Origin of the sequence: Amycolatopsis sp. NPDC051106 (genome assembly GCF_040682775.1) — a bacterium.
Taxonomy (GTDB): domain Bacteria; phylum Actinomycetota; class Actinomycetes; order Mycobacteriales; family Pseudonocardiaceae; genus Amycolatopsis.
Window position 1 is genome coordinate 195,207 of sequence record NZ_JBFBBQ010000006.1, and the last position, 18,785, is coordinate 213,991.

The following is an 18,785-nucleotide window of genomic DNA, read 5'->3' on the forward strand; positions in this document are numbered from 1 at the left end:
CGCCGACCTACCATCACGGAGAGCCCGCCCAAGGCGCATCTACCCGGTAAGGGTGCGTCCTGCCCGTCGCATGGTGGGGGTGGCAGCCCGTTCGAGCCGGGCCGGGTCCGGGGAACTCACGCCTCGACGGGAGGTGTCGGGGTTCCCACATCAAACGCGCTTGTCGGCACGAGCGGACGTTGGCGTGCGGGCGTTCGCCGAAGTCCGAGGCTTCTGGGCCTGCGGACAGAGTGCCCGGGCCGGCACGACGAAGGGCTGTTGGTTCAGGTGACGGGCGGACAGGACGGCCATCGCCCGGTTTTCGCCACGGACCAGACGTTCTGGGGCTTCTACTGGCTCCGGCACCGAGCGCCATCGGCGACGTGGCCGTGGGCAGGTTGATCCGACTGGGGCTGGAGACCGCATCCGGAGAACGACCGAGGCGTTGGGGCCGGCTTGATCACCGCTTCGGCTGGCCGGCCCCTTCTGCCGCGACCGGCTCCAACCGAGGAAGCCGGTGAAGTTTCGGTAGATCGTCCAAAGGGTAATAGAGGGCCACGAAATTGCCGTCTGGGGAGTGATGCTCGTGTACCGGATCAAACCGTCCAAGCCCTCCGCCGTGTTCGGCGCGGTCGTCGGCGTCGCGATGATCATTTTCGTACTGGTGCGGTTTCCCTTGCGCGAGCCCTTTGTCTGGCTCTGGCTGGCCGTCGCGGTGGGCGTCGTGGGCTTCAGCCTGTGGGCGGCGTTCGCCAAGCGCGGCGCCGAGAAAGTGGTCGTGAAGGACGGTCCTCCACCGGGTCGCTGAGAAGCAGCTCCTGCTGTTCGGGCTCAGGGGCCGGCCGCGGCGGCGGGCTTCCCGCTATTCGGCTTGGTCGTCGACGCGGGCCAGCACCTTGTCCGCGATCCGGCGCAGCGTGCGCAGTTCCGCCGGGGTCAGAGGGCCGGCGAACAGCTCCCGCACCCGCTCGACGTGCCCGGGTGCGACCGACTCCAGGTGCGCGAAGCCCGCGTCCGTCAGGATCGCCTGCGTGTACCGGCCGTTGCCCGGGTCCGGTTCCCGGTATGCGAAGCCGCGCTTCTCCAGGCGGCCGATCAGGTGGGACAGCCGCGACAGCTCCGTGTTCGCCAAGGCCGCCAGCTCGCTCATCCGCGCTCGGCGATCCGGCTGCTCCGACAGGTGCGCGAGCACGTAGTACTCGAGGAAGCTCAGCCGCGCGTCGCGCTGCAGCTGCGCTTCCAGGGACGCCGGCAGCCGCTGGGCGAGCCGCATGAAAGCGCGCCACGCCGACAGCTCGTCACTCGTGAGCCAGCGCTGCCCGGGTTCCGCCATCACCACAGTCTAGCTGACTTGAAAATTCACGTCATCGTGCTAGCGTCTCACTTGAATATTCAAGTGAGAGGACTTCCTGTGAAGATCGCGATCATCCTCGGCAGTACCCGTCCGGGCCGGAAGGGTGAAGCCGTGGCGAGGTGGGTGCTGGCCAAGGCCAAGGAACGGCCGGACGCCGACTACGAGCTCATCGACCTGCTCGACCACCCGCTGCCGCACCTGGACGAGGCCGTGTCCGCCAGCCGGGGCGTCTACGCCAACGACCACACCAAGGCCTGGTCCGCCACGATCGCCGCGTTCGACGGGTTCGTCTTCGTCACCCCCGAGTACAACCACGCCACCTCGGGCGTCCTGAAGAACGCCATCGACTACCTCTACGCCGAGTGGAACAACAAGGCCGCGGCCTTCGTCTCCTACGGCGCGCTCGGTGGTGCCCGCGCCATCGAGCACCTGCGGGCGATCTGCAGTGAGCTGCAGCTGGCCCACGTGCGCCAGCAGCTGTCGTTCTCGCTCTTCACCGACTTCGAGAACTTCGCCGAGTTCGCCCCGTCCCCGATGCACGCCGACGCCGCGTCGGTGCTGTTCGACCAGCTCGAATCCTGGGCCGGCGCGCTCAAGACCATCCGGTGAGGCTCTACGGGCTCGAGGAGCACTTCGCCACGGCCGACGTGGTCGCGGCGTGGCGGCGGCACGACCCCGCGCTCGCCGCGCCGATGATGAGCCGGGCGGTCGCCAGTGCCGCGTTGCTCGACCTCGGCGAAGACCGCGTCGCCGCGATGGACGACGCCGGGATCGACACCGCCGTGCTGTCGCTCACGACGCCCGGCTTGCAGGACCTCGACCCCGCCGAAGCCGTCGCCCTGCAACGTCCCACCAACGACGTCCTCGCCGACGCCGTTGGCCGGTATCCCGGGCGGTTCCGGGGGTTCGCGGCCCTCGCGACGTCCACGCCCCCGGCGGCGGCCGACGAGCTGCGGCGGGCCGTCGCGGACCTGGGGTTCGACGGGGCGCTGGTGAACGCGAACTCCCGCGGCCAGGCTCTCGACGAGCCGCGCTTCTGGGACATCTTCGAGGCGGCCGAGGACCTGCGCGCCCCGGTGTACCTGCACCCGAGCGTGCCGGTGCCGGCGGTCACCGGAGCCTACTACCGGCGCTTCGGCGGCCCGGTCGACGAGCTGCTGGCGACCGGGACGTTCGGCTGGCACTACGACGCCGGGCTGACCGCGCTCCGGCTGATCGTCGCCGGGGTCTTCGACCGGTTCCCGGGGCTGCAGCTGATCCTGGGGCACTGGGGCGAGGTCGTGCTGTTCTACCTCGACCGCGTGGCGGCCCTGGACGCGGTGACCACGCTGGAGCGCCCGATCGCGGAGTACTTCCGCACGAACGTCTTCATCACCCCGGGTGGCATCGCCAGCCACCGGTACCTGCGGTGGAGCCTGGAGACCGTGGGCGCGGACCGGATCATGTACGCCTCGGACCACCCGTTCAACCGCGAGCACGGCGGTTCCGCCCGGCGGTTCGTGGCGACCGCCCCGATCAGCGACGCCGACCGGGCGCGGATCGCCCACGGGAACTGGGAGAACTTGATCGCGGGCATCCGGCGCCGGTGAGTCCACGGCCGGTTTTCCCTTGCGAGCGAACCCGTTGCTCGCCGGCACCGGAGCATCGGAGGGGCCGGCACAGGTGCAAGACACGAACCGTGCGGAGCCCGACGGAGTTCGCCCCGGTTCGGCCGCGGCGGACCCGGCCGCGCGTATGCTCGCGTGCCGGGGCTCCGGCCGCTGGGAAACTCCGGCGCGGTGCCGCCCCGGTCAACCGCTCATCGGCAAGACCGGACGTCGGCTCGCGATCGGCGGCATGAGCGGTTGTTCGGATGTTCGTTCCGGCTATGCTTCGAACGTGCGCCGGGGTGACGAACGGCCTGGGTTGGACTCACGTTTCGGGGTCCGGCTACGCCATCTCTTCGGACCCTTCTACTCGGTGCGGATCTTCGATGAGAGGACCGGCGCAGAGGTCCATGTCACGGGAGGATCGTTCTTGACCGGTCGATCCTCCGTCCGCCGGGCAGTCAAGAACGCCACCACTCGATACGTTCGACGCGATGCAGCCGGACGCCACGAGTCGGGCAGAAGGCGCGGCTACTGAACGCCCTCGATTCGGCAACTTCGGCAACGCACCACCGAGCGAAGCCGGTCCGTACTCCGGCGGAAGCTCGCCAAGCCGACGTTGTGGCCCGCGGCCACGGGTATTCCGCTCGCGGTGGTGCCCCGCCCGTGTTCGAGCTCAGCCCGTGACCTCCATGATCCGGGCAGCGGGCGGGCGCCGCTGTCACCGGGTGGCCGCCGCCATGATCGGGTGCCACGGGGTGGCGTCGAAGATCAGCGTGATGGCCGTGATCTTCCCGTCCCGCAACCGGAAGTGCTCCGCCGTGCGCTGAGTGCCCACCGGGGTCGCCGTGTGCACGTCGTACACCAGCGTCGCCTCCGATTCGCCGTACAGCTCGCTCACCATGTCGACGCCGGTCAGCACGCTGACGAACGCGGGGAGCCCGGCGAGGTGGCCGCGGGCGTCGTCGGAGCTCATCAGCGGGCTGCGGAACGTGAACCTGCCGGCGAGCTGGGCGGCCGCGGCCGGGACGTCGCCGGCGAAGCGGGCCCGGGAATAGGCCAGGACGGTCTCGCGGGTGGTCATCGGTCCTCCAGGTGACGGGCCAGGCGCTGCTGGTTTTCGGCCAGGCGCAGGCAAAGGTGACGCAGCTGGGTCGTTTCGGCGTCGGTGAAGCCGCGGAAGAGCGCCGCCATGGCCAGCTGCGATGGCCCGCGGAACTCCTCGAGCCACCGCCGGCCGTCCTCGGTGATCCGGACCAGCACCGACCGCCGGTCGCGCGGGTCGGGGACCCGCACCGCGTGCCCGGCGCGCTCGAGCGTGTCGACCAGGCCGGTGACGTTGCGGGAGGTGACCCCGGCGGACGCGGCGAGGTCCTTGATGTTCGCTTCGGCGGTGCTCAGCCGGATGAGGATGTCGAGGGCGCCCGGGCCGAGACCGCGGCTGCCCGTGCCGTGGGAGCGCAGCTGATCGAGGCTGCGGGCGGCCACGCGCACCGCCGCCGCGGCTTCGAGGACGCCGGTGTCCTCGCCGCGCGTGAACTCGGCCAGCGCGGCGCGGACGTCGGGGGAGTAGAGGTGGTCGTCGGGATCCTTGGCGAAGTCGTTCATAGTGAAGTACTACATTAGTACGTACTTCCGTAACTCTGTCAAGATCATGTCCGTCCGCAGTCGTTTACCAGGGTTTCGCCCGGCGTTAGCCTCGGGCCCGGCACAGGTTCTCGAAGTCCCGCACATACTGACCCGGCTCTCCACCACGACACCCCCGGAGTCCTCATGACGGACGTCAACCGACGGCGTTTCCTGCAGCTGGCCGGCGGCACCGCCGCCCTTTCCGCGCTCTCCACCAGCATCGCCCGCGCCGCCGAAATCCCCGCTCACCGGCGCACCGGGTCCTTGAAGGACATCGAGCACATCGTGGTCCTCATGCAGGAGAACCGGTCGTTCGACCACTACTTCGGCACGCTGCGCGGCGTCCGCGGCTTCGGCGACCCGAGGCCGGCGACGCTGGCCTCCGGCAAGTCCGCCTGGGCGCAGTCCGACGGCAAGCGCGACATCCTGCCCTTCCGCCCCGAAGCGGACAACCTGGGCCTGCAGTTCATCCAGGACCTGCCGCACGGCTGGAACGACACGCACGCGGCGTGGAACGGCGGCAAGTACGACAAGTGGGTGCCCGCGAAAGGCTCGACCACGATGGCGTACCTGACGCGCGAGGACATCCCGTTCCACTACGCGCTCGCCGACGCATTCACGATCTGCGACGCCTACCACTGCTCGTTCATGGGCTCGACCGACCCGAACCGCTACTACATGTGGACCGGGTACACGGGCAACGACGGCACCGGCGGCGGGCCGGTCCTCGGCAACGACGAGAAGGGCTACTCCTGGACGACCTACCCGGAGCGGCTGGAGAAGGCCGGCGTGTCGTGGAAGATCTACCAGGACGTCGGCGACGGCCTCGACGCCGCCGGCGGCTGGGGTTGGATCGAAGACGCCTACCGCGGCAACTACGGCGACAACTCGTTGCTGTACTTCAATTCCTACCGCAACGCGAAGCCCGGTGACCCGCTGTACGAAAAGGCCCGCACCGGCACGAACGCGAAGGCCGGCGACGGCTACTTCGACCGGTTGCGCGCGGACGTCAAGGCCGGGACCCTGCCGCAGGTTTCGTGGATCACCGCGCCGGAAGCCTTCTGCGAACACCCGAACTGGCCGGTGAACTACGGCGCCTGGTACATCGCGCAGGTGCTCGACGCGCTGACGTCGAACCCGGACGTGTGGAGCAAGACCGCGCTGCTCATCACCTACGACGAGAACGACGGCTTCTTCGACCACGTCGTCCCGCCGTACGCCTCGGCCGGACAGTCCACTGTGGATACCACGGGCGAGATCTTCGCGGGGTCGGCGGCGAACCCGGCCGGTCCGTACGGGCTCGGCCAGCGCGTCCCGATGATCGTGGTGTCGCCGTGGAGCAAGGGCGGCTACGTGTGCTCGGAGACGTTCGACCACACGTCGATCATCCGGTTCATCGAACGGCGTTTCGGCGTGCGGGAACCGAACATCTCGGCTTGGCGGCGCTCGGTGTGCGGTGACCTGACGTCGGCGTTCGACTTCGAGCGGACCGACGTATCCGTGCCCGCGCTGCCGGACACGGCGGGGTACGAGCCGCCGGACCGCGTGCGGCACCCGGACTACGTCCCCGCGGTCCCGGCGCACACCGTGCTCCCGAAGCAGGAACGCGGGCTGCGGCCGGCGCGGGCGCTGCCGTACGACCTGTCGGCCGACGCCCGGCTGGCGGACGGCAAGCTGACGGTGACGTTCGCCAGCCACGGCCGTGCGGGGGCGGCGTTCTACGTCGTGACGCCGGGGGGTGAGCCGCGCACGTACACGGCCGGCGCGGGCAAGTCGCTGGCGGCCGCGTTGCCCGCCTCCGGGACCTACGACTACACCGCCTACGGGCCCAACGGGTTCGTGCGGCAGTTCCGCGGCGGTGCCGCGGGACCCGAGGTGAGTCTCCGCCGGGAAGGCGGCGTGCTCGCGCTGGTGCTGACGAACAGCGGCCCCACGACGGTGCGGCTGACGGTGTCGGACGCGTACGGCCGCCGCTCGGCGACGCACCGGCTGCGCCCGGGCGCACGGGTCGTCGAGCACGTGGACACCCGGCGCAGCAACGACTGGTACGACGTGTCGGTGTCCTCGGACGGCGATCCGAAGTTCCTGCGCCGCCTGGCGGGGCACGCGGAAACCGGCCGCCCGAGCACGAGCGACCCGGCGACGCTCACGAGCTGAGCTCGCGTCCCGAGGGGCACCCTCCCGGCCGGGAGGGTGCCCCGCCGGAGCCGGCGGTCAGGTGAGCCGCTTGATCGTCAGCCGCACCGAACCGCGGTTGCCCGGGTAGCCGAGCCAGCTGTCGTTGGCGAACGCGTAGAAGTACCCCGCCTTCCGGGCGACCCACCTCTCCAGCCGGCCGCCGACCGGGAACACCTCGTACGGCTGCTGCACGTCGTGCTCGTCGAGGTTCGGGGCGGCCACCGCGCCGATCAGCGTCATCCACTTCGCGTCTTCGCAGCGGCGGCCGCCGAACGAACGGGCCTGGGCGGCGTTGAGCCGGGCGAGCTGGGTCTGGAGCCACGCCGACGTCGTGGCCAGCGCGTGCAGCAGGTCCTGGACGTCCAGCCGGGCGTCGGCCTCGGTGCCGTCGGGGTGGTGCGCGATCTTCCCGTCCAGCCAGGTGCCCTCGGCGCCGAACTCGTACTCGCCGGGCTCGAGGTAGACCCCCGTCCAGTTCCACGGCTTCCCGGCGTAGACGTCGACCGTCGCCGATTCGCCGGGTTCGAGGCGGCGCCCTTCACGATAAGGGCCCGTGGTGATCGGCGGCGCCGCCTGCCGGTCCACCGCGGACGGGGCGATGCCGGCGGAACCGGCGGCGATGAACGGGAAAGCGCGCGGCGCCGGGCACAAGACCGTGTACACGCCGTGGAGCGAGTTGTGCAGCACGCTCTGGGCGTCCGGGGCGATCTGCTTGTACATCGCGTCGTCGAACACGAGGTCCGGCACGGCCGCGCGGCACTCGTCGATCATCCACTGCAGGGCGGCGTCGGACAGGCCGCTGCTGTCGTGGCCACCGCCGACGTCGCAGTGGTCGCCGGGGAACCAGACCTGCTTCGCCGTGCGCCCGCCGTCCACTTCGTCCAGGTTCGACCACAGGGTCGGCATGAACGGGCCGCGCATCTCGTCGATGGCCAGGGCCTGGCGGGCGTGCTTGACGTGGTCGCCCAGCTTCGTGTCGTGGAAGCGGGGGAGGTGCCCGACGTGGTCTTCGACGAGCTTGAGCGGGCCGAGCCAGTCCGGGATGCCGAGCGAGCCGACGGTGTCCCAGACGCCGAGGAACTCGATCGGGACCGGGTCGGCCGCCTCGCCGGCGCCTTCCCGGTAGACCGTGGTGAAGAGCCGGTCGACCTCGGCCCAGAACTCGGTGGACCCGGCGGTCTTGAGTTCCGCGGGCAGGCCGCACCGGCTGATCATGCCGCCGAGGCTGCGCACGGTGAACGCCCCGCGGCTGAAGCCGAAGAGGTGGATCGCGTCGCCGGGGGAGTAGGTGCGCGCCAGCCAGCCGTAGGCGCTCTTGATGTTCTCCGAGAGTCCCTTGCCGACGAGCCCGCCTTGCAGGTGGTCGACGAGGCCGGGCCCGGCGCCGACGCCGGGGTGGTAGTACCGCGGCTGGCTGTCGAGGTTCGCCACGGCGTGGTGGATCCGCGCGACGTTCGTCGGCGACGGCCGGCCCTGCTGCTCCTGGTCGGGCGTGTTCCACGTCCCGTCGCAGCAGACGACCAGGTGCCGCCGGGTGCCTTCCGGCTCGTTCATCCGTCCCCCTCGCTCCCTTCGGAATGCTATTAGGAGGCAGCGGGGGCCCGCGGGGATACCGCCGGTTCCGGCGTACCGGGGCCGAGCCCCAAGGCGCTCAGCCGGCGGCTCCCGCGCGGGGTGATGGCCAGCTCGCGGTCCCCGTCACCGCGCCGGACCCAGCCGGCCGCCAAGAACGCTGCCAGCACTTCGTGGCCCAGGACGCCGCCGAGGTGGGGGACGCGGTTGGTCCGGTCGAGGCACGCCGTCGCGAGGCGGCGGCGGCCGGGTTCCACCCTGGCGGGGTCGACGCCGAGGTCGTGGAACGCCGACGCGTCGCCGCCCAGGGTCAGGTCGGCCGCCGAGCCGTCCGGGGGGCGCAGCGCGCCGCGGTCGACCAGCATGGCGAACACCGCCACGCCGAGGCGGCCCGCGGTGTGGTCGTAGCACGTGTGCGCGATGTCCACTGTGGACTCCGCCGGCCGCGGTGGGGTGAAGGAGTCGTTGCCGCCGTAGCGGGCCAGCGCCGTGAGCACCGGCAGGAGGTCGTCGCGGCCGACGCGGTAGAGCGCGTGGCGCCCGGTGTGCTCGACTGTCACCAGCCCGGCGGTCCGCAGTCGCGCCAGGTGGTTGCCCAGCCGCGGCGCGGTGACGCCCAGCGCGTCGGCCAGCTGCACCATGGTGTGCGGGCCTTCCGCGGCCAGCAGCTGCAGGGCGGTGAGCCGCACGGGGTCGGACAGCTCCCGCGTCAGGCCGACGATCGCGCCCTGGACGGGGTTTCCGGGTTCGATCATTCCGCTCACGGCGCGATCCTAACACTCTTCATGGGTTGCTGAACGGTGCTTGCCGTGCTTACCATTCAGGCTCTCATGAAGGGTGGATGCATGAGGAGTCTCCTCTGGGGGCGCGGGGTGTCCGCGCTCGGCGACGGCCTGTGGTTCACGATCTGGGCGCTGTACTTCACCCGGATCCTCGGCCTGTCCCCGGTGACGGTCGGCGCGGGGATGGCGGTGGCGAGCGCCGTGGGCATGGCCGCCGCGGTGCCGCTCGGCGCGCTCGCGGACCGCGCCGGCGCCCGGGCGGTGCTGGTCGTCGTGACGCTGGTGCGAGCCGCGGCGATGGCCGGGTACCTGGCGGTGCGCGGGACCTGGTCGTTCCTGGTCGTGACGGTGCTGTTCACCGCGCTGGCCACCGGCGGGACCGCGGTCCGCACGGCTCTGGTCACCGGGCTGGTGGCCGACCCCGCGCGCCGGATGCGCGTGCTGGCGCAGCAGCGGGTCGCGCAGCACGTCGGCTACGCGGCCGGCGCCGGTCTCGGGGCGCTCGTGCTGACCGCCGACGCGCCCTGGGCGTACACCCTGGCGATCGCGGGCAACGTGGTGAGCTTCCTGGTCCTGGCCGGCACGACGCTGCTGGTGCCCGCACCCGCCGCGGCCCCGGCGCGGCGCTCCGGCGCGCGAGCCGTCCTCGGCGACCGGCCGTACCTGTGCGTCGCCGGGGTCACCGCGGTGCTTTCCCTGTGCTGGGCGATGCTGTCGGCCGGGTTGCCGTTGTGGTTGTCCGGTTCGACGCGGCTGCCGCTCGGGCTGGGCGGGATCGTCGTCGTGCTCAGCTCGGTGGGCATCGCGGTGTTCCAGGTGCCGTTCGCCCGGTTCGGGCGCACCGCGACGACGGCGGCCCGGACCGCGGTGGTGTCCGGGGTGGTGCTCGCGGCGAGCTGCCTGCTGCTGGCGACGACGTCCGGCGGCGCGGGAGCGGGCGCGGTGACGGTGGTGGTGCTCGCCGCGGTGCTGCACGTGGTGGGCGAGCTGAGCTACGTGGCCGCGAACTGGGGGTTGTCGGTACGGCTCATGCGTGAAGAAGCGAAGGGCGCTTATCAAGGGGCGAGCGAGGCGGCCACGGCGACGGTCCAGATGGTCGGCCCGGCGGTGTTCACGCTCGCGGTCGGCGGTCTCGGTGCGCTGGGGTGGGTGCTGGTCGCGGGGGTGTTCCTGGTCGCCGCCGCGCCCCTCCCGCGGCTGACCCGCTGGGCGGTGCGGACCCGGGAGCCCGCGCTCGCCCAGCGCTGATCGCGGCTGCCCGGGCTCGCTATGCTCCGGGACCGTGCCGGAAACGCGTCTCGACCTCGAGCGGATCCGGGCCGCCCGCCGGGTGATCGACCCGGTCTTCCTCGACAGCCCGCTCTACCGCTGCGAACCCCTGGAACGCGCGCTCGGCTGCCGGGTGAGCGTCAAGCTCGAGACCGCGAACCCCGTGCGCAGCTTCAAGGGCCGCGGCACCGAACTCGTCGTGGACGGCCTCGCCGGACGTGGCGAGCGGGCCGCCGTGTGCGCCAGCGCCGGCAACCTCGGCCAGGCCCTCGCCTGGTCCGGGCGGAGCCGGGGGATCGACGTCACCGTGGTCGCGTCGAAGTCCGCGCCCGCGGCGAAGCTCGACCGCATCCGGGCGCTCGGTGCCCACCTGGAACTGGTGGACGGCGACTTCGAGCTGGCGCGCTCCCGCGCGGTGGCGCTCGCCCGGGAGCGACGCGTGCGCCTGGTCGAGGACAGCCTGGACGTCGAAACCTGCGAAGGCGCGGCGACGGTCGGCCTCGAACTGGCAGACGCCGGGCCGTTCGACGCGGTCCTCGTCGCGCTCGGCGGTGGGGCGCTGGCCACCGGGGTCGGGCACGTGCTGAAGAGCTGCGTCCCCGGCACGGAAGTGCTCGCCGTCCAGCCGGCGGGCGCGCCGGCGATGACCCTTTCCTGGCGCGCGCGGCGCGTCGTCACGACGGACTCGGCCGACACGATCGCCGACGGCGTGGCCGGCCGGTTCCCGATCCCGGAGGTCCTCGACGACCTCCTCGCCGTGGCCGACGACGCCGTCCTGGTGCGGGAGACGTCGATCATCGCGGGGATGCGGCTGTTCCTGGAGCACGCGGGCCTGGTGGTGGAGCCGTCGGCGGCCCTCGGCCTCGCGGCGATCCTCGAAGACCGCGACCGCTTCGCCGGGCGCCACGTGGTCACCATCGTGTGCGGCGGCAACGTCGACCTGGCCGCTTACCGCCGGTGGCTAGACCGCTGAGCCGGCCAGCAGGCCCTTCTCGCGCATGGCGGCCCGGAACACCTCGGTCTGCGTCGCGTCGAGGGCGTCCGCCGGGAACGCGAGCGGGCCTTCGGACTCCGTCCGCAGCACCCAGAACCCGCGGACGAGCGCGACGCGCCTGAACGTGGTCCACGCCCGGGTCATCGTGCGCCCGGGAGCTTCGGCCGAATATTCGACGTCGCTCAGGACGATCCGGATGGGTGCGGAGTCCGCGTAGTGGCGCAGTTGCCGGTTGACCCGCCGAGCCTGGAGGACCGGCCAGCCGACGGCCAGCAGGAGGAGCGCGCTGCCGAAGACCAGCCCGACCGGGTCCGGCTTCGAGCGCTGCAGGGCCATGGTCAGCACCACGAGACCGAACACCCCGTACATCCCGACGGGCAGCCACCGGGCCACCGGGGCGCTCGGGTGACAGGCGCGGTACGACCGCTTCCCCATTTCGGGCGTGGGGACGAAGGAAAACGAGATGTCCACGGACGGTTCCCCCAGGTGTGATCGGGCGCGGTGATTCTGACACGGCGCCCGGCGTGCCATCATGGCCGTGGCCCGATCGGCAAACCGAACGGAGACGAGACCCGATGGACGCTTTACCGAACGGTGCGACACCGGTGGCCGAGGACGGCGGGCCGTCGATCCGCGACATGCTCGCCGTCAACCTGCGGACCGCGAGGGCGGCCCGAAGCCTGTCGTTGTCCGAGCTCTCGCGGCGGTCCGGGATCGGCAAGGCGACCCTCTCGCAGCTCGAAGCCGGCACCGGCAACCCGACCATCGAGACCGTCTTCAGCCTGTCCCGGGCGCTGGAAGTGGCCATCTCCGACCTGCTCGACCACCGGCCCCGCGGCGGGCTGACCGTCGTGCGCGCGGCCGGCGTCGAGGTCCTCCGCGGCGAGGGCGTCGACCTGCGGCCGTTGCGCCGGATCGAGGCCGAGAACAGCGTTTTCGAGGTCTACGACCAGGTCGTCCGCGGTGACGCGCCGCAGCGGTCGCAGGGGCACGTCGGGGTCGAGCACACCGTCGTCCAGACCGGCGGGCTGCGCGTCGAGGTCGGGGGCCGCACCGTCGACCTCGGACCCGGGGACTACGTCGCCTTCGACGCCCACGAGCCGCACAGCTACGTCGCGCTCGAAGCCCCGGTGCACTCGGTGCTGCTGCTCCAGTACCGGGCGGACGAACGCCTCGACGGCCGACCCCACCCGTTGACATCCCCCGCGCGGGAGACTTAACCTCCGATCGTTCGCTTTACCGAACAGCGGAGGGTCGATGAACCGAACGCGGGCGGTGGTGATCGGGGCGGGTGTCGTCGGGGCGGCGTGCGCCCGGGAGCTGAGCCTCGCCGGCTTCGACGTCCTGGTCGTCGACCGGGGCCGGCCCGCGGGCGGCACCACTTCGCACGGCGAAGGCAACCTCCTCGTTTCGGACAAGGGGCCGGGCGCTGAACTCCGGCTCGCGCAGCTCTCGGCCCGGCTGTGGCCGGAGATCGCGGCCGAGCTCGGCGACGCCTGCGAGTTCGACCCCAAGGGCGGCATCGTCGTGGCCACCACCGAAGCCGGCGCCCGCGCGCTGACGGCGTTCGCCGCCGGGCAGGCCGAAGCGGGGGTCCGCGTCGAGACACTGTCCACAGTGGACCTCGCGGCGGCCGAGCCCGCGTTGACCCGCGAGGTGACCGCCGCGGTCCGCTACCCGGAGGACGCGCAGGTCCAGCCGGCCGGCGCGACGCTGGCCCTGCTCGGCTCCGCCCTCGCGCACGGCGCCCGCCTGCGTACCGGCGCCGAGGTCACCGGCGCCGTCGTCCGCGGCGGCCGGATCACCGGAGTGCGCGTCCCGGGTGAGGTTCTCGCCGCCGACGTCGTCGTGAACGCGGCCGGCCCCTGGGCGGGCGAGGTCTCGGCGCGGCTCGGGGCCCCGATCGCGGTGCGGCCCCGGCGCGGCGAGGTGCTGGTGACCACGCCGATGCCCGGGGTGGTGCGGCACAAGGTGTACGACGCCGACTACGTCGGGGCGGTCGGTTCCGGCGACGGCGAGCTGCAGACGTCCGCGGTCGTCGAGTCGACGCGGGGCGGCACGATCCTGATCGGCTCCTCCCGCCGCCGGGTGGGTTTCGACGACGCGATCGTGCCGGAGGTGCTGAGCGCCATCGCGATCAAGGCACTGCGGCTGTTCCCCTCGCTGGCCGATGCCGCGGTGATGCGCGCCTACGGCGGGTTCCGGCCCTATGTGGACGATCACCTCCCGGTCCTGGGCGAGGACCCGCGGCTTGGAAACCTGTGGCACGCAACGGGACACGAGGGGGCGGGCATCGGCCTGAGCGTCGGCACGGCGAGGCTGCTGCGCGAACTGCTGACCGGGGCGCCGCTGTCGATGCCGGTCGGCGAGTTCACTGTGAACCGTCCGGCGGTGGTCGCATGATCGAGATCACCGTCGACGGCGAGGCCCTTTCCGGGACCGAGGGGCAGACGGTGGCCGGGATACTGCTGGCCGCCGGGCGGACGTCCTGGCGCACGACTCGCTCCGGAGCGCCGCGCGGCGTGTTCTGCGGAATCGGCGCGTGCTTCGACTGCGTGCTGACGGTGAACGGCGTACCGGACGTCCGCGCCTGCCGCCGCCGCGCTGTCGACGGCGACGAGATCCGGACGCAGTCTCGTCAGGAGGAGGCATGACGCGGGTGGTCGTCGTCGGCGCCGGCCCGGCCGGGCTCGCGGCTGCGGAAGCCGCACTGCGGGCGGGGGCGGAGGTGACGGTCCTCGACCAGTCGGACACCCCGGGCGGCCAGTACCACCGGACGCTGTACGGGGTGCGGCAGCCGGGGTTCGAGGGACTGCTGGCGCGATGCGACTGGTGGCCGGAAAGCACGGTGTGGGCAGTCCACGCAGGACAGGTGCACGTCGTGCGTGGCCCGGCCGACGGGTCCGGGCGTACCCGCCACACTCTCGAACCCGACGCCCTCGTCCTCACCACCGGTGCGCACGACCGCACTCTGCCCTTCCCCGGCTGGCAGCTGCCCGGCGTCTTCACCGCGGGCGCCGCGCAGGCGCTGGCCAAGGGCGAACGGGTCGCCGTCGGCAAGCGCGTTCTCGTTGCCGGGTCGGGGCCCTTCCTGTTGCCCGTCGCCGCGTCGCTCTTGGGCGTCGGGGCCGAAGTGGCCGCCGTCCTCGAGACCAATCCCGCGATGACCGTCCTCAAAGGATGGGGCTTCCCCACACGCAAAGCCGGCGAACTGGCCCGCTACGCCGCCACTCTCGCCCGGCACCGCGTCCCCTACCACCTGGGCCGCACGGTCGTCGAAGCCCGCGGGGACGGCCGGGTCCGCGAAGCCGTCACCGCCCGGGTGCGCGCGGACTGGTCCGTCGTGCCCGGCACCGAACGCACCTACGCCGTCGACGCCGTCTGCGTCGGGCACGGCTTCACCCCGCAACCCGAACTCGCCGTCGCCGCCGGGTGCGCGCTCGACGGCGGGTTCGTCCGGACCGACGACCACCAGCGCACCACCGTCGCCAATGTCTTCGCCGCCGGTGAGATCACCGGGATCGGCGGCGCGGACGCCGCGAGAGCGGAAGGCGCCGTCGCGGGGTGTGCCGCCGCCGGTGGCACACCGAGCCGGGGCCTGCTGCGCGAGCGTGACCGCACCCGGGCCTTCGCGCACCGGTTGAACGCCGCCCACCCCATCGGCGCCGCCTGGGCGGGGTGGCTGCGCGACGACACGATCGTCTGCCGGTGCGAGGAAACCTCCTTCGGGGAACTGAAAAGCGCCGCCGCCGACCCCGTCACGCCGGGCCCGCACGCCCTCAAGCTCGGCACCCGCGCCGGCCTCGGCCCGTGCCAGGGCCGGATCTGCGGGCCGGCCGTCGCCGAACTCTGCGGCGGCGCCGAGCGCCACCACCGTCCGATCGCCCAGCCGATCCGCCTGGGCGAGCTCGCCGCACCCGAAGGAGAGTCATGAGCACCCGCGATCTCGGCGGCGTGGTCGTCGCCGCCGCACTGCCCTACAAGACCGACGACGCGGCGCCCGCCGGGCTGGCCGTCGACTACGACGCCTACGCCGGGCACTGCCGCTGGCTCGTCGAGAACGGCTGCCGCGGCGTCGGCCCGAACGGCTCCCTCGGCGAGTACTCTTCGCTCACCGACGACGAACGCCGCCGCGTCGCCCGCACCGCCATCGAAGCCGTCGGCAGCGACGGAATCGTCGTCGTCGGCGTCCACGGTCCCGGCGCGCACCAAGCCAGGCAGTGGGCGGAAGCGGCGGCCGAGGACGGCGCGCACGGCGTGCTCTGCCTCCCGCCGACGCTCTACCGCGCCAACCGCGGCGAGGTGCTCGCCCACTTCGAGGCGGTCGCGTCGGTCGGCCTGCCCGTGATGGTCTACAACAACCCCTTCGACACCAAGGTCGACCTCACGCCCGATCTCCTGGCCGAGATCGCGCAGATCGACAACGTCGTGGCGGTCAAGGAGTTCTCCGGCGACGTCCGGCGCGTGCTGGAGATCCGCGAACGCGCTCCGGAGCTGGCCGTGATCAGTGGCGCCGACGATGTCGTCCTGGAAAGCCTGCTGATGGGCGCGACCGGCTGGTTCGCCGGCTTCCCCAACGTCTTCCCCGCCGAGTCGGCGCGCCTGTTCGAGCTGGCGACGGCGGGCAAGCTCGACGAGGCCCGCGCGCTGTACGAACCGCTGGTCGCCGCGTTCCGCTGGGACTCGCGCACCGAGTTCGTCCAGGCCATCAAGCTGGGCATGGACATGGTGGGCCGCTACGGCGGGCCGTGCCGGCCGCCGCGGGGGCCGCTGCCGGACGTCCAGCGCGAGCAGGTCCGCGCCGACATGGGCCGCGCGCTCGCTTCGCTGGGGGTGGCGTAGGTGCGCTCGTCACGCGCGATCACGGCGGTCGACTCGCACACCGAAGGCATGCCCACGCGGGTGGTGACCGGTGGCGTCGGCACGATTCCCGGCACGACGATGGCCGAGCGCCGCCGGTACTTCATGGACAACCTCGACCACATCCGGCAGTTCCTCATGCACGAGCCGCGCGGGCACTCGGCGATGAGCGGCGCGATCCTGCAACCGCCGTGCCGCGACGACGCCGACTGGGGTGTCGTGTACATCGAGGTGTCCGGGTGCCTGCCGATGTGCGGCCACGGCACCATCGGCGTCGCGACGGTGCTGGTCGAGACCGGCATGGTCCAGGTCACCGAACCGGTGACCGTGGTGCGCCTGGACACCCCGGCCGGCCTTGTGCACGCGGAGGTCACCGTCCGCGATGGGCGGGCCGAACGGGTCAAGCTCCGCAACGTCCCATCGTTCCTCGCCGAGCGCGACGCCGTCGTGGACGTGCCCGGCCTCGGCGAGGTGCGCTACGACCTGGCCTACGGCGGGAACTTCTACGCCATCCTCGAACTGTCCCAGGTGGACATTCCGTTCGAACGGTCCGAAAAGGACCGGATCCTGACCGCGGGCCTGGCGATCATGGGCGCGATCAACGAGCAACGCCCGCCGAAGCACCCGGCCGACCCGCTGATCGGCGGGTGCAAGCACGTCCAGTTCCTCGCCCCGGGCTCGGACGCGCACGCGTCGCGGAACGCGATGGCGATCCACCCGGGCTGGTTCGACCGGTCGCCCTGCGGCACCGGCACGTCCGCCCGGATGGCGCAGCTGCACGCGCGCGGCGAGCTGCCGCTGCACACGCCGTTCGAGAACAGTTCGTTCATCGGCACGACGTTCACCGGCGAGCTGGTGGGGGAGACGGAGGTGGGCGGCGTGCCGGCGGTGATCCCGGAGTTCTCGGGCCGGGCCTGGGTCACCGGGACCGCCACCTACCTCCTCGATCCCGATGACCCCTTCCCGGCCGGGTTCGTGCTCTAGGACGTGATGCTGGCGACCGCGTCGACGCCGTAGTTGTTCGCATACCCGTTTTCGACCCCGACGAGGATCTCGGCGACCTCGAACCAGCGGTCCCAGAAGGGAGTTTCACGCAGGGCGTCGACCAGGCGCTGGTACGCCGCGTGGTCCACGGCCTCCCACACCCACACGTCGGTCACGCGGGCCGAGTAGAACTCGGTGTCGTAGAAGCGCGACCGGACGCCTTTCGCCTTTTCCTCGACCGCCGGGACGATCTCGCCGCGGAACGCGTCGATCCGCTGCTCGACCGTCATGGCCAGCCACTCGGGAGTGGTCTTCACCAGCATGAAGGCGGTTACGGCCGGGGTCACGCGTACGCACCCGCTTCGATGTCCTCGACCAGGGTCGGCCCGGACGGTGTCCAGCCGAGCAGCTCGCGGGTGTGCGCGCTCGACGCGGACATGTCCAGGCCGAAGAAGCGGCCGATGAACCCGAAGTGCTCGACGGCGTCCTCCGGCGCGACCGAAACCACCGGCAGGTCGAACGTGCGCCCGATCGCCTCGGCGATCTCCCGCGTCGACACGGCTTCTTCGGCGACGGCGTGCAGCCGCGAACCGGCGGGTGCGCCTTCGACGGCGAGCCGGACGAGCCGGGCCGCGGCCGGCCGGTGCACCGCGGACCACGCCGCGTCGCCGTCGCCGAGGTAGGCGGACACGCCGTGCCGGCGGGCCGCCGCCGTGATGGACGCCAGGAACCCGGGGTCGCCGACGCCGTGCACCGACGGTGCGAAACGGACGCTCGCCACCCGGACGCCCTTGTCCACGTACTCGAGGGCGAGGTTCTCCCCGCCGCCGCGCATCGAGTCCGGGCCGACGGCCGGGGACACGTCGGTTTCGACCGCGGGCCGCCCCCGGGTCACGCCCGCGAGCGCGCCGGCGAGCACGAACGGCCGGTCGGTGCCGGCGAGCGCGCCCGCCAGCGTCTCGATCGCGGCCCGCTCGGTCCGGTTGTTCTCCGCGGGGTTCGCCCAATCGTGCTTGTTGCCGAGGTGGACGACGGCCTGGGCGTCGAGCGCGCCGTCGCGGAGGCCGTCGAGGTCGTCGAGGTCGCCGCGCCGGATCCGCGCGCCCGCCTTGGCGAGCTTGAGAGCCGCGGCGTCCGAGCGGGCGAGGCCGGTGACCTCGTGCCCGGCGCCGAGCAGTTCGCCGACGACGGCCGTGCCGATCCACCCCGTCGCTCCGGTGACGAACACGTGCATGGTGCTGCTCCTTCTTCGGGATACTCGGTACGAGTTCGAAGCTAGGAGCCGCGGAGCTGTTCGCGCCACGCAACTTGGGCAACCGGTGATTGCGTCAAGCGCAAGTCATCGTGTCAGACGCCGGTTTCGACGTGGTCGAGGACGCCGAGTGCGTCCGGGACCAGGACGGCGGCGGAGTGGTAGGCGCTGACCAGGTAGGAGGTCACGGCGCGGTCGTTGATGTGCATGAACCGGACGTTGAGGCCGGGTTGGTATTGGTCGGGCAGGGTTTGGGGGCGTAGGCCGATGACTCCGGCGTCGTCTTCGCCGGTGCGCAGGGCGAGGATGGAGGTGGTGCCGGTGTCGGTGATGGGGATTTTGTCGC

The 18,785-nt window shown here is 72.1% G+C and carries 20 protein-coding genes and 1 pseudogene; 12 read left to right on the forward strand and 9 right to left on the reverse strand.

From position 1 onward, the window contains the following. The first annotated feature begins 559 nt into the window (after positions 1-559). Positions 560-787, forward strand: coding sequence for a hypothetical protein (locus AB0M83_RS07685; protein WP_364514095.1), 228 nt, complete (start codon positions 560-562; stop codon positions 785-787). Between the two features lie 54 nt (positions 788-841). Here AB0M83_RS07685 and AB0M83_RS07690 read toward each other — a convergent pair whose 3' ends face one another. Next, positions 842-1,312, reverse strand: coding sequence for a MarR family transcriptional regulator (locus AB0M83_RS07690; RefSeq protein WP_364514032.1), 471 nt, complete (start codon positions 1,310-1,312; stop codon positions 842-844). A 78-nt stretch (positions 1,313-1,390) separates the two neighbouring features. On the opposite strand from AB0M83_RS07690, the gene AB0M83_RS07695 reads away from it, so the two are divergent. Further along, positions 1,391-1,942 (forward strand): NAD(P)H-dependent oxidoreductase, encoded by a 552-nt coding sequence (locus AB0M83_RS07695; RefSeq protein ID WP_364514035.1) that lies wholly within the window; start codon positions 1,391-1,393, stop codon positions 1,940-1,942. After that, a complete protein-coding gene (locus tag AB0M83_RS07700) occupies positions 1,939-2,922 on the forward strand; it encodes an amidohydrolase family protein (RefSeq protein WP_364514038.1) in 984 nt (327 codons plus the stop codon). The genes AB0M83_RS07695 and AB0M83_RS07700 overlap by 4 nt, the downstream gene beginning before the upstream one ends. 718 nt (positions 2,923-3,640) lie before the next feature. Here AB0M83_RS07700 and AB0M83_RS07705 read toward each other — a convergent pair. Then, on the reverse strand, positions 3,641-4,003 hold the full coding sequence (locus tag AB0M83_RS07705; RefSeq protein ID WP_364514041.1) for a hypothetical protein: 363 nt from the start codon (positions 4,001-4,003) through the stop codon (positions 3,641-3,643). Continuing rightward, positions 4,000-4,527 carry a MarR family transcriptional regulator gene (locus AB0M83_RS07710; protein ID WP_364514044.1) on the reverse strand — a complete coding sequence of 176 codons (528 nt, stop codon included), beginning with the start codon at positions 4,525-4,527 and terminating at the stop codon, positions 4,000-4,002. Before AB0M83_RS07710 ends, AB0M83_RS07705 begins: the two co-directional genes overlap by 4 nt. A 165-nt stretch (positions 4,528-4,692) precedes the next feature. On the opposite strand from AB0M83_RS07710, the gene AB0M83_RS07715 reads away from it, so the two are divergent. Continuing rightward, positions 4,693-6,705 carry a phosphocholine-specific phospholipase C gene (locus tag AB0M83_RS07715; protein ID WP_364514047.1) on the forward strand — a complete coding sequence of 671 codons (2,013 nt, stop codon included), beginning with the start codon at positions 4,693-4,695 and terminating at the stop codon, positions 6,703-6,705. A gap of 57 nt (positions 6,706-6,762) precedes the next feature. Here AB0M83_RS07715 and AB0M83_RS07720 read toward each other — a convergent pair whose 3' ends face one another. Both AB0M83_RS07720 and AB0M83_RS07725 read right to left on the reverse strand, forming a co-directional pair. Further along, positions 6,763-8,280 (reverse strand): DUF2235 domain-containing protein, encoded by a 1,518-nt coding sequence (locus AB0M83_RS07720; protein ID WP_364514050.1) that lies wholly within the window; start codon positions 8,278-8,280, stop codon positions 6,763-6,765. A gap of 29 nt (positions 8,281-8,309) precedes the next feature. Then, a complete protein-coding gene (locus tag AB0M83_RS07725; protein WP_364514097.1) occupies positions 8,310-9,053 on the reverse strand; it encodes a helix-turn-helix transcriptional regulator in 744 nt (247 codons plus the stop codon). 90 nt (positions 9,054-9,143) lie between these two features. Here AB0M83_RS07725 and AB0M83_RS07730 point away from each other — a divergent pair, with 90 nt between their 5' ends. Then, positions 9,144-10,328, forward strand: coding sequence for an MFS transporter (locus tag AB0M83_RS07730; protein ID WP_364514053.1), 1,185 nt, complete (start codon positions 9,144-9,146; stop codon positions 10,326-10,328). Positions 10,329-10,362: 34 nt separating this feature from the next. After that, positions 10,363-11,322, forward strand: a complete 960-nt coding sequence (locus AB0M83_RS07735; RefSeq protein ID WP_364514056.1) for a pyridoxal-phosphate dependent enzyme — start codon at positions 10,363-10,365, stop codon at positions 11,320-11,322. On the opposite strand, the gene AB0M83_RS07740 is transcribed toward AB0M83_RS07735, so the two are convergent. Then, positions 11,311-11,814 carry a hypothetical protein gene (locus AB0M83_RS07740; RefSeq protein ID WP_364514059.1) on the reverse strand — a complete coding sequence of 168 codons (504 nt, stop codon included), beginning with the start codon at positions 11,812-11,814 and terminating at the stop codon, positions 11,311-11,313. The two genes, AB0M83_RS07735 and AB0M83_RS07740, sit on opposite strands and share 12 nt — an antisense overlap. A 104-nt stretch (positions 11,815-11,918) precedes the next feature. Here AB0M83_RS07740 and AB0M83_RS07745 point away from each other — a divergent pair, with 104 nt between their 5' ends. From AB0M83_RS07745 to AB0M83_RS07770, 6 genes are read left to right on the forward strand one after another with little or no spacing between them, the layout of a single operon-like run. Next, positions 11,919-12,563 (forward strand): XRE family transcriptional regulator, encoded by a 645-nt coding sequence (locus tag AB0M83_RS07745; protein WP_364514062.1) that lies wholly within the window; start codon positions 11,919-11,921, stop codon positions 12,561-12,563. 37 nt (positions 12,564-12,600) lie between these two features. Further along, positions 12,601-13,746, forward strand: a complete 1,146-nt coding sequence (locus AB0M83_RS07750) for an FAD-dependent oxidoreductase (RefSeq protein WP_364514065.1) — start codon at positions 12,601-12,603, stop codon at positions 13,744-13,746. Further along, on the forward strand, positions 13,743-13,997 hold the full coding sequence (locus tag AB0M83_RS07755; protein WP_364514068.1) for a (2Fe-2S)-binding protein: 255 nt from the start codon (positions 13,743-13,745) through the stop codon (positions 13,995-13,997). The genes AB0M83_RS07750 and AB0M83_RS07755 overlap by 4 nt, the downstream gene beginning before the upstream one ends. Then, on the forward strand, positions 13,994-15,277 hold the full coding sequence (locus AB0M83_RS07760; RefSeq protein WP_364514071.1) for an NAD(P)/FAD-dependent oxidoreductase: 1,284 nt from the start codon (positions 13,994-13,996) through the stop codon (positions 15,275-15,277). Before AB0M83_RS07755 ends, AB0M83_RS07760 begins: the two co-directional genes overlap by 4 nt. Beyond that, the gene (locus tag AB0M83_RS07765) at positions 15,274-16,185 is read left to right on the forward strand and encodes a dihydrodipicolinate synthase family protein (RefSeq protein ID WP_364514074.1); all 912 of its coding nucleotides are present in this window, start codon (positions 15,274-15,276) and stop codon (positions 16,183-16,185) included. Before AB0M83_RS07760 ends, AB0M83_RS07765 begins: the two co-directional genes overlap by 4 nt. Next, positions 16,186-17,187, forward strand: a complete 1,002-nt coding sequence (locus AB0M83_RS07770) for a proline racemase family protein (RefSeq protein WP_364514077.1) — start codon at positions 16,186-16,188, stop codon at positions 17,185-17,187. It begins immediately after the preceding gene. On the opposite strand, the gene AB0M83_RS07775 is transcribed toward AB0M83_RS07770, so the two are convergent. From AB0M83_RS07775 to AB0M83_RS07785, 3 genes and pseudogenes are all read right to left on the reverse strand, one after another. After that, positions 17,184-17,534, reverse strand: coding sequence for a darcynin family protein (locus AB0M83_RS07775; RefSeq protein ID WP_364514080.1), 351 nt, complete (start codon positions 17,532-17,534; stop codon positions 17,184-17,186). The genes AB0M83_RS07770 and AB0M83_RS07775 overlap by 4 nt on opposite strands. Beyond that, positions 17,531-18,421 (reverse strand): NAD-dependent epimerase/dehydratase family protein, encoded by an 891-nt coding sequence (locus tag AB0M83_RS07780; protein ID WP_364514083.1) that lies wholly within the window; start codon positions 18,419-18,421, stop codon positions 17,531-17,533. Before AB0M83_RS07780 ends, AB0M83_RS07775 begins: the two co-directional genes overlap by 4 nt. A gap of 113 nt (positions 18,422-18,534) precedes the next feature. After that, a pseudogene (locus tag AB0M83_RS07785) lies at positions 18,535-18,785 on the reverse strand (Crp/Fnr family transcriptional regulator); the annotation flags it as partial.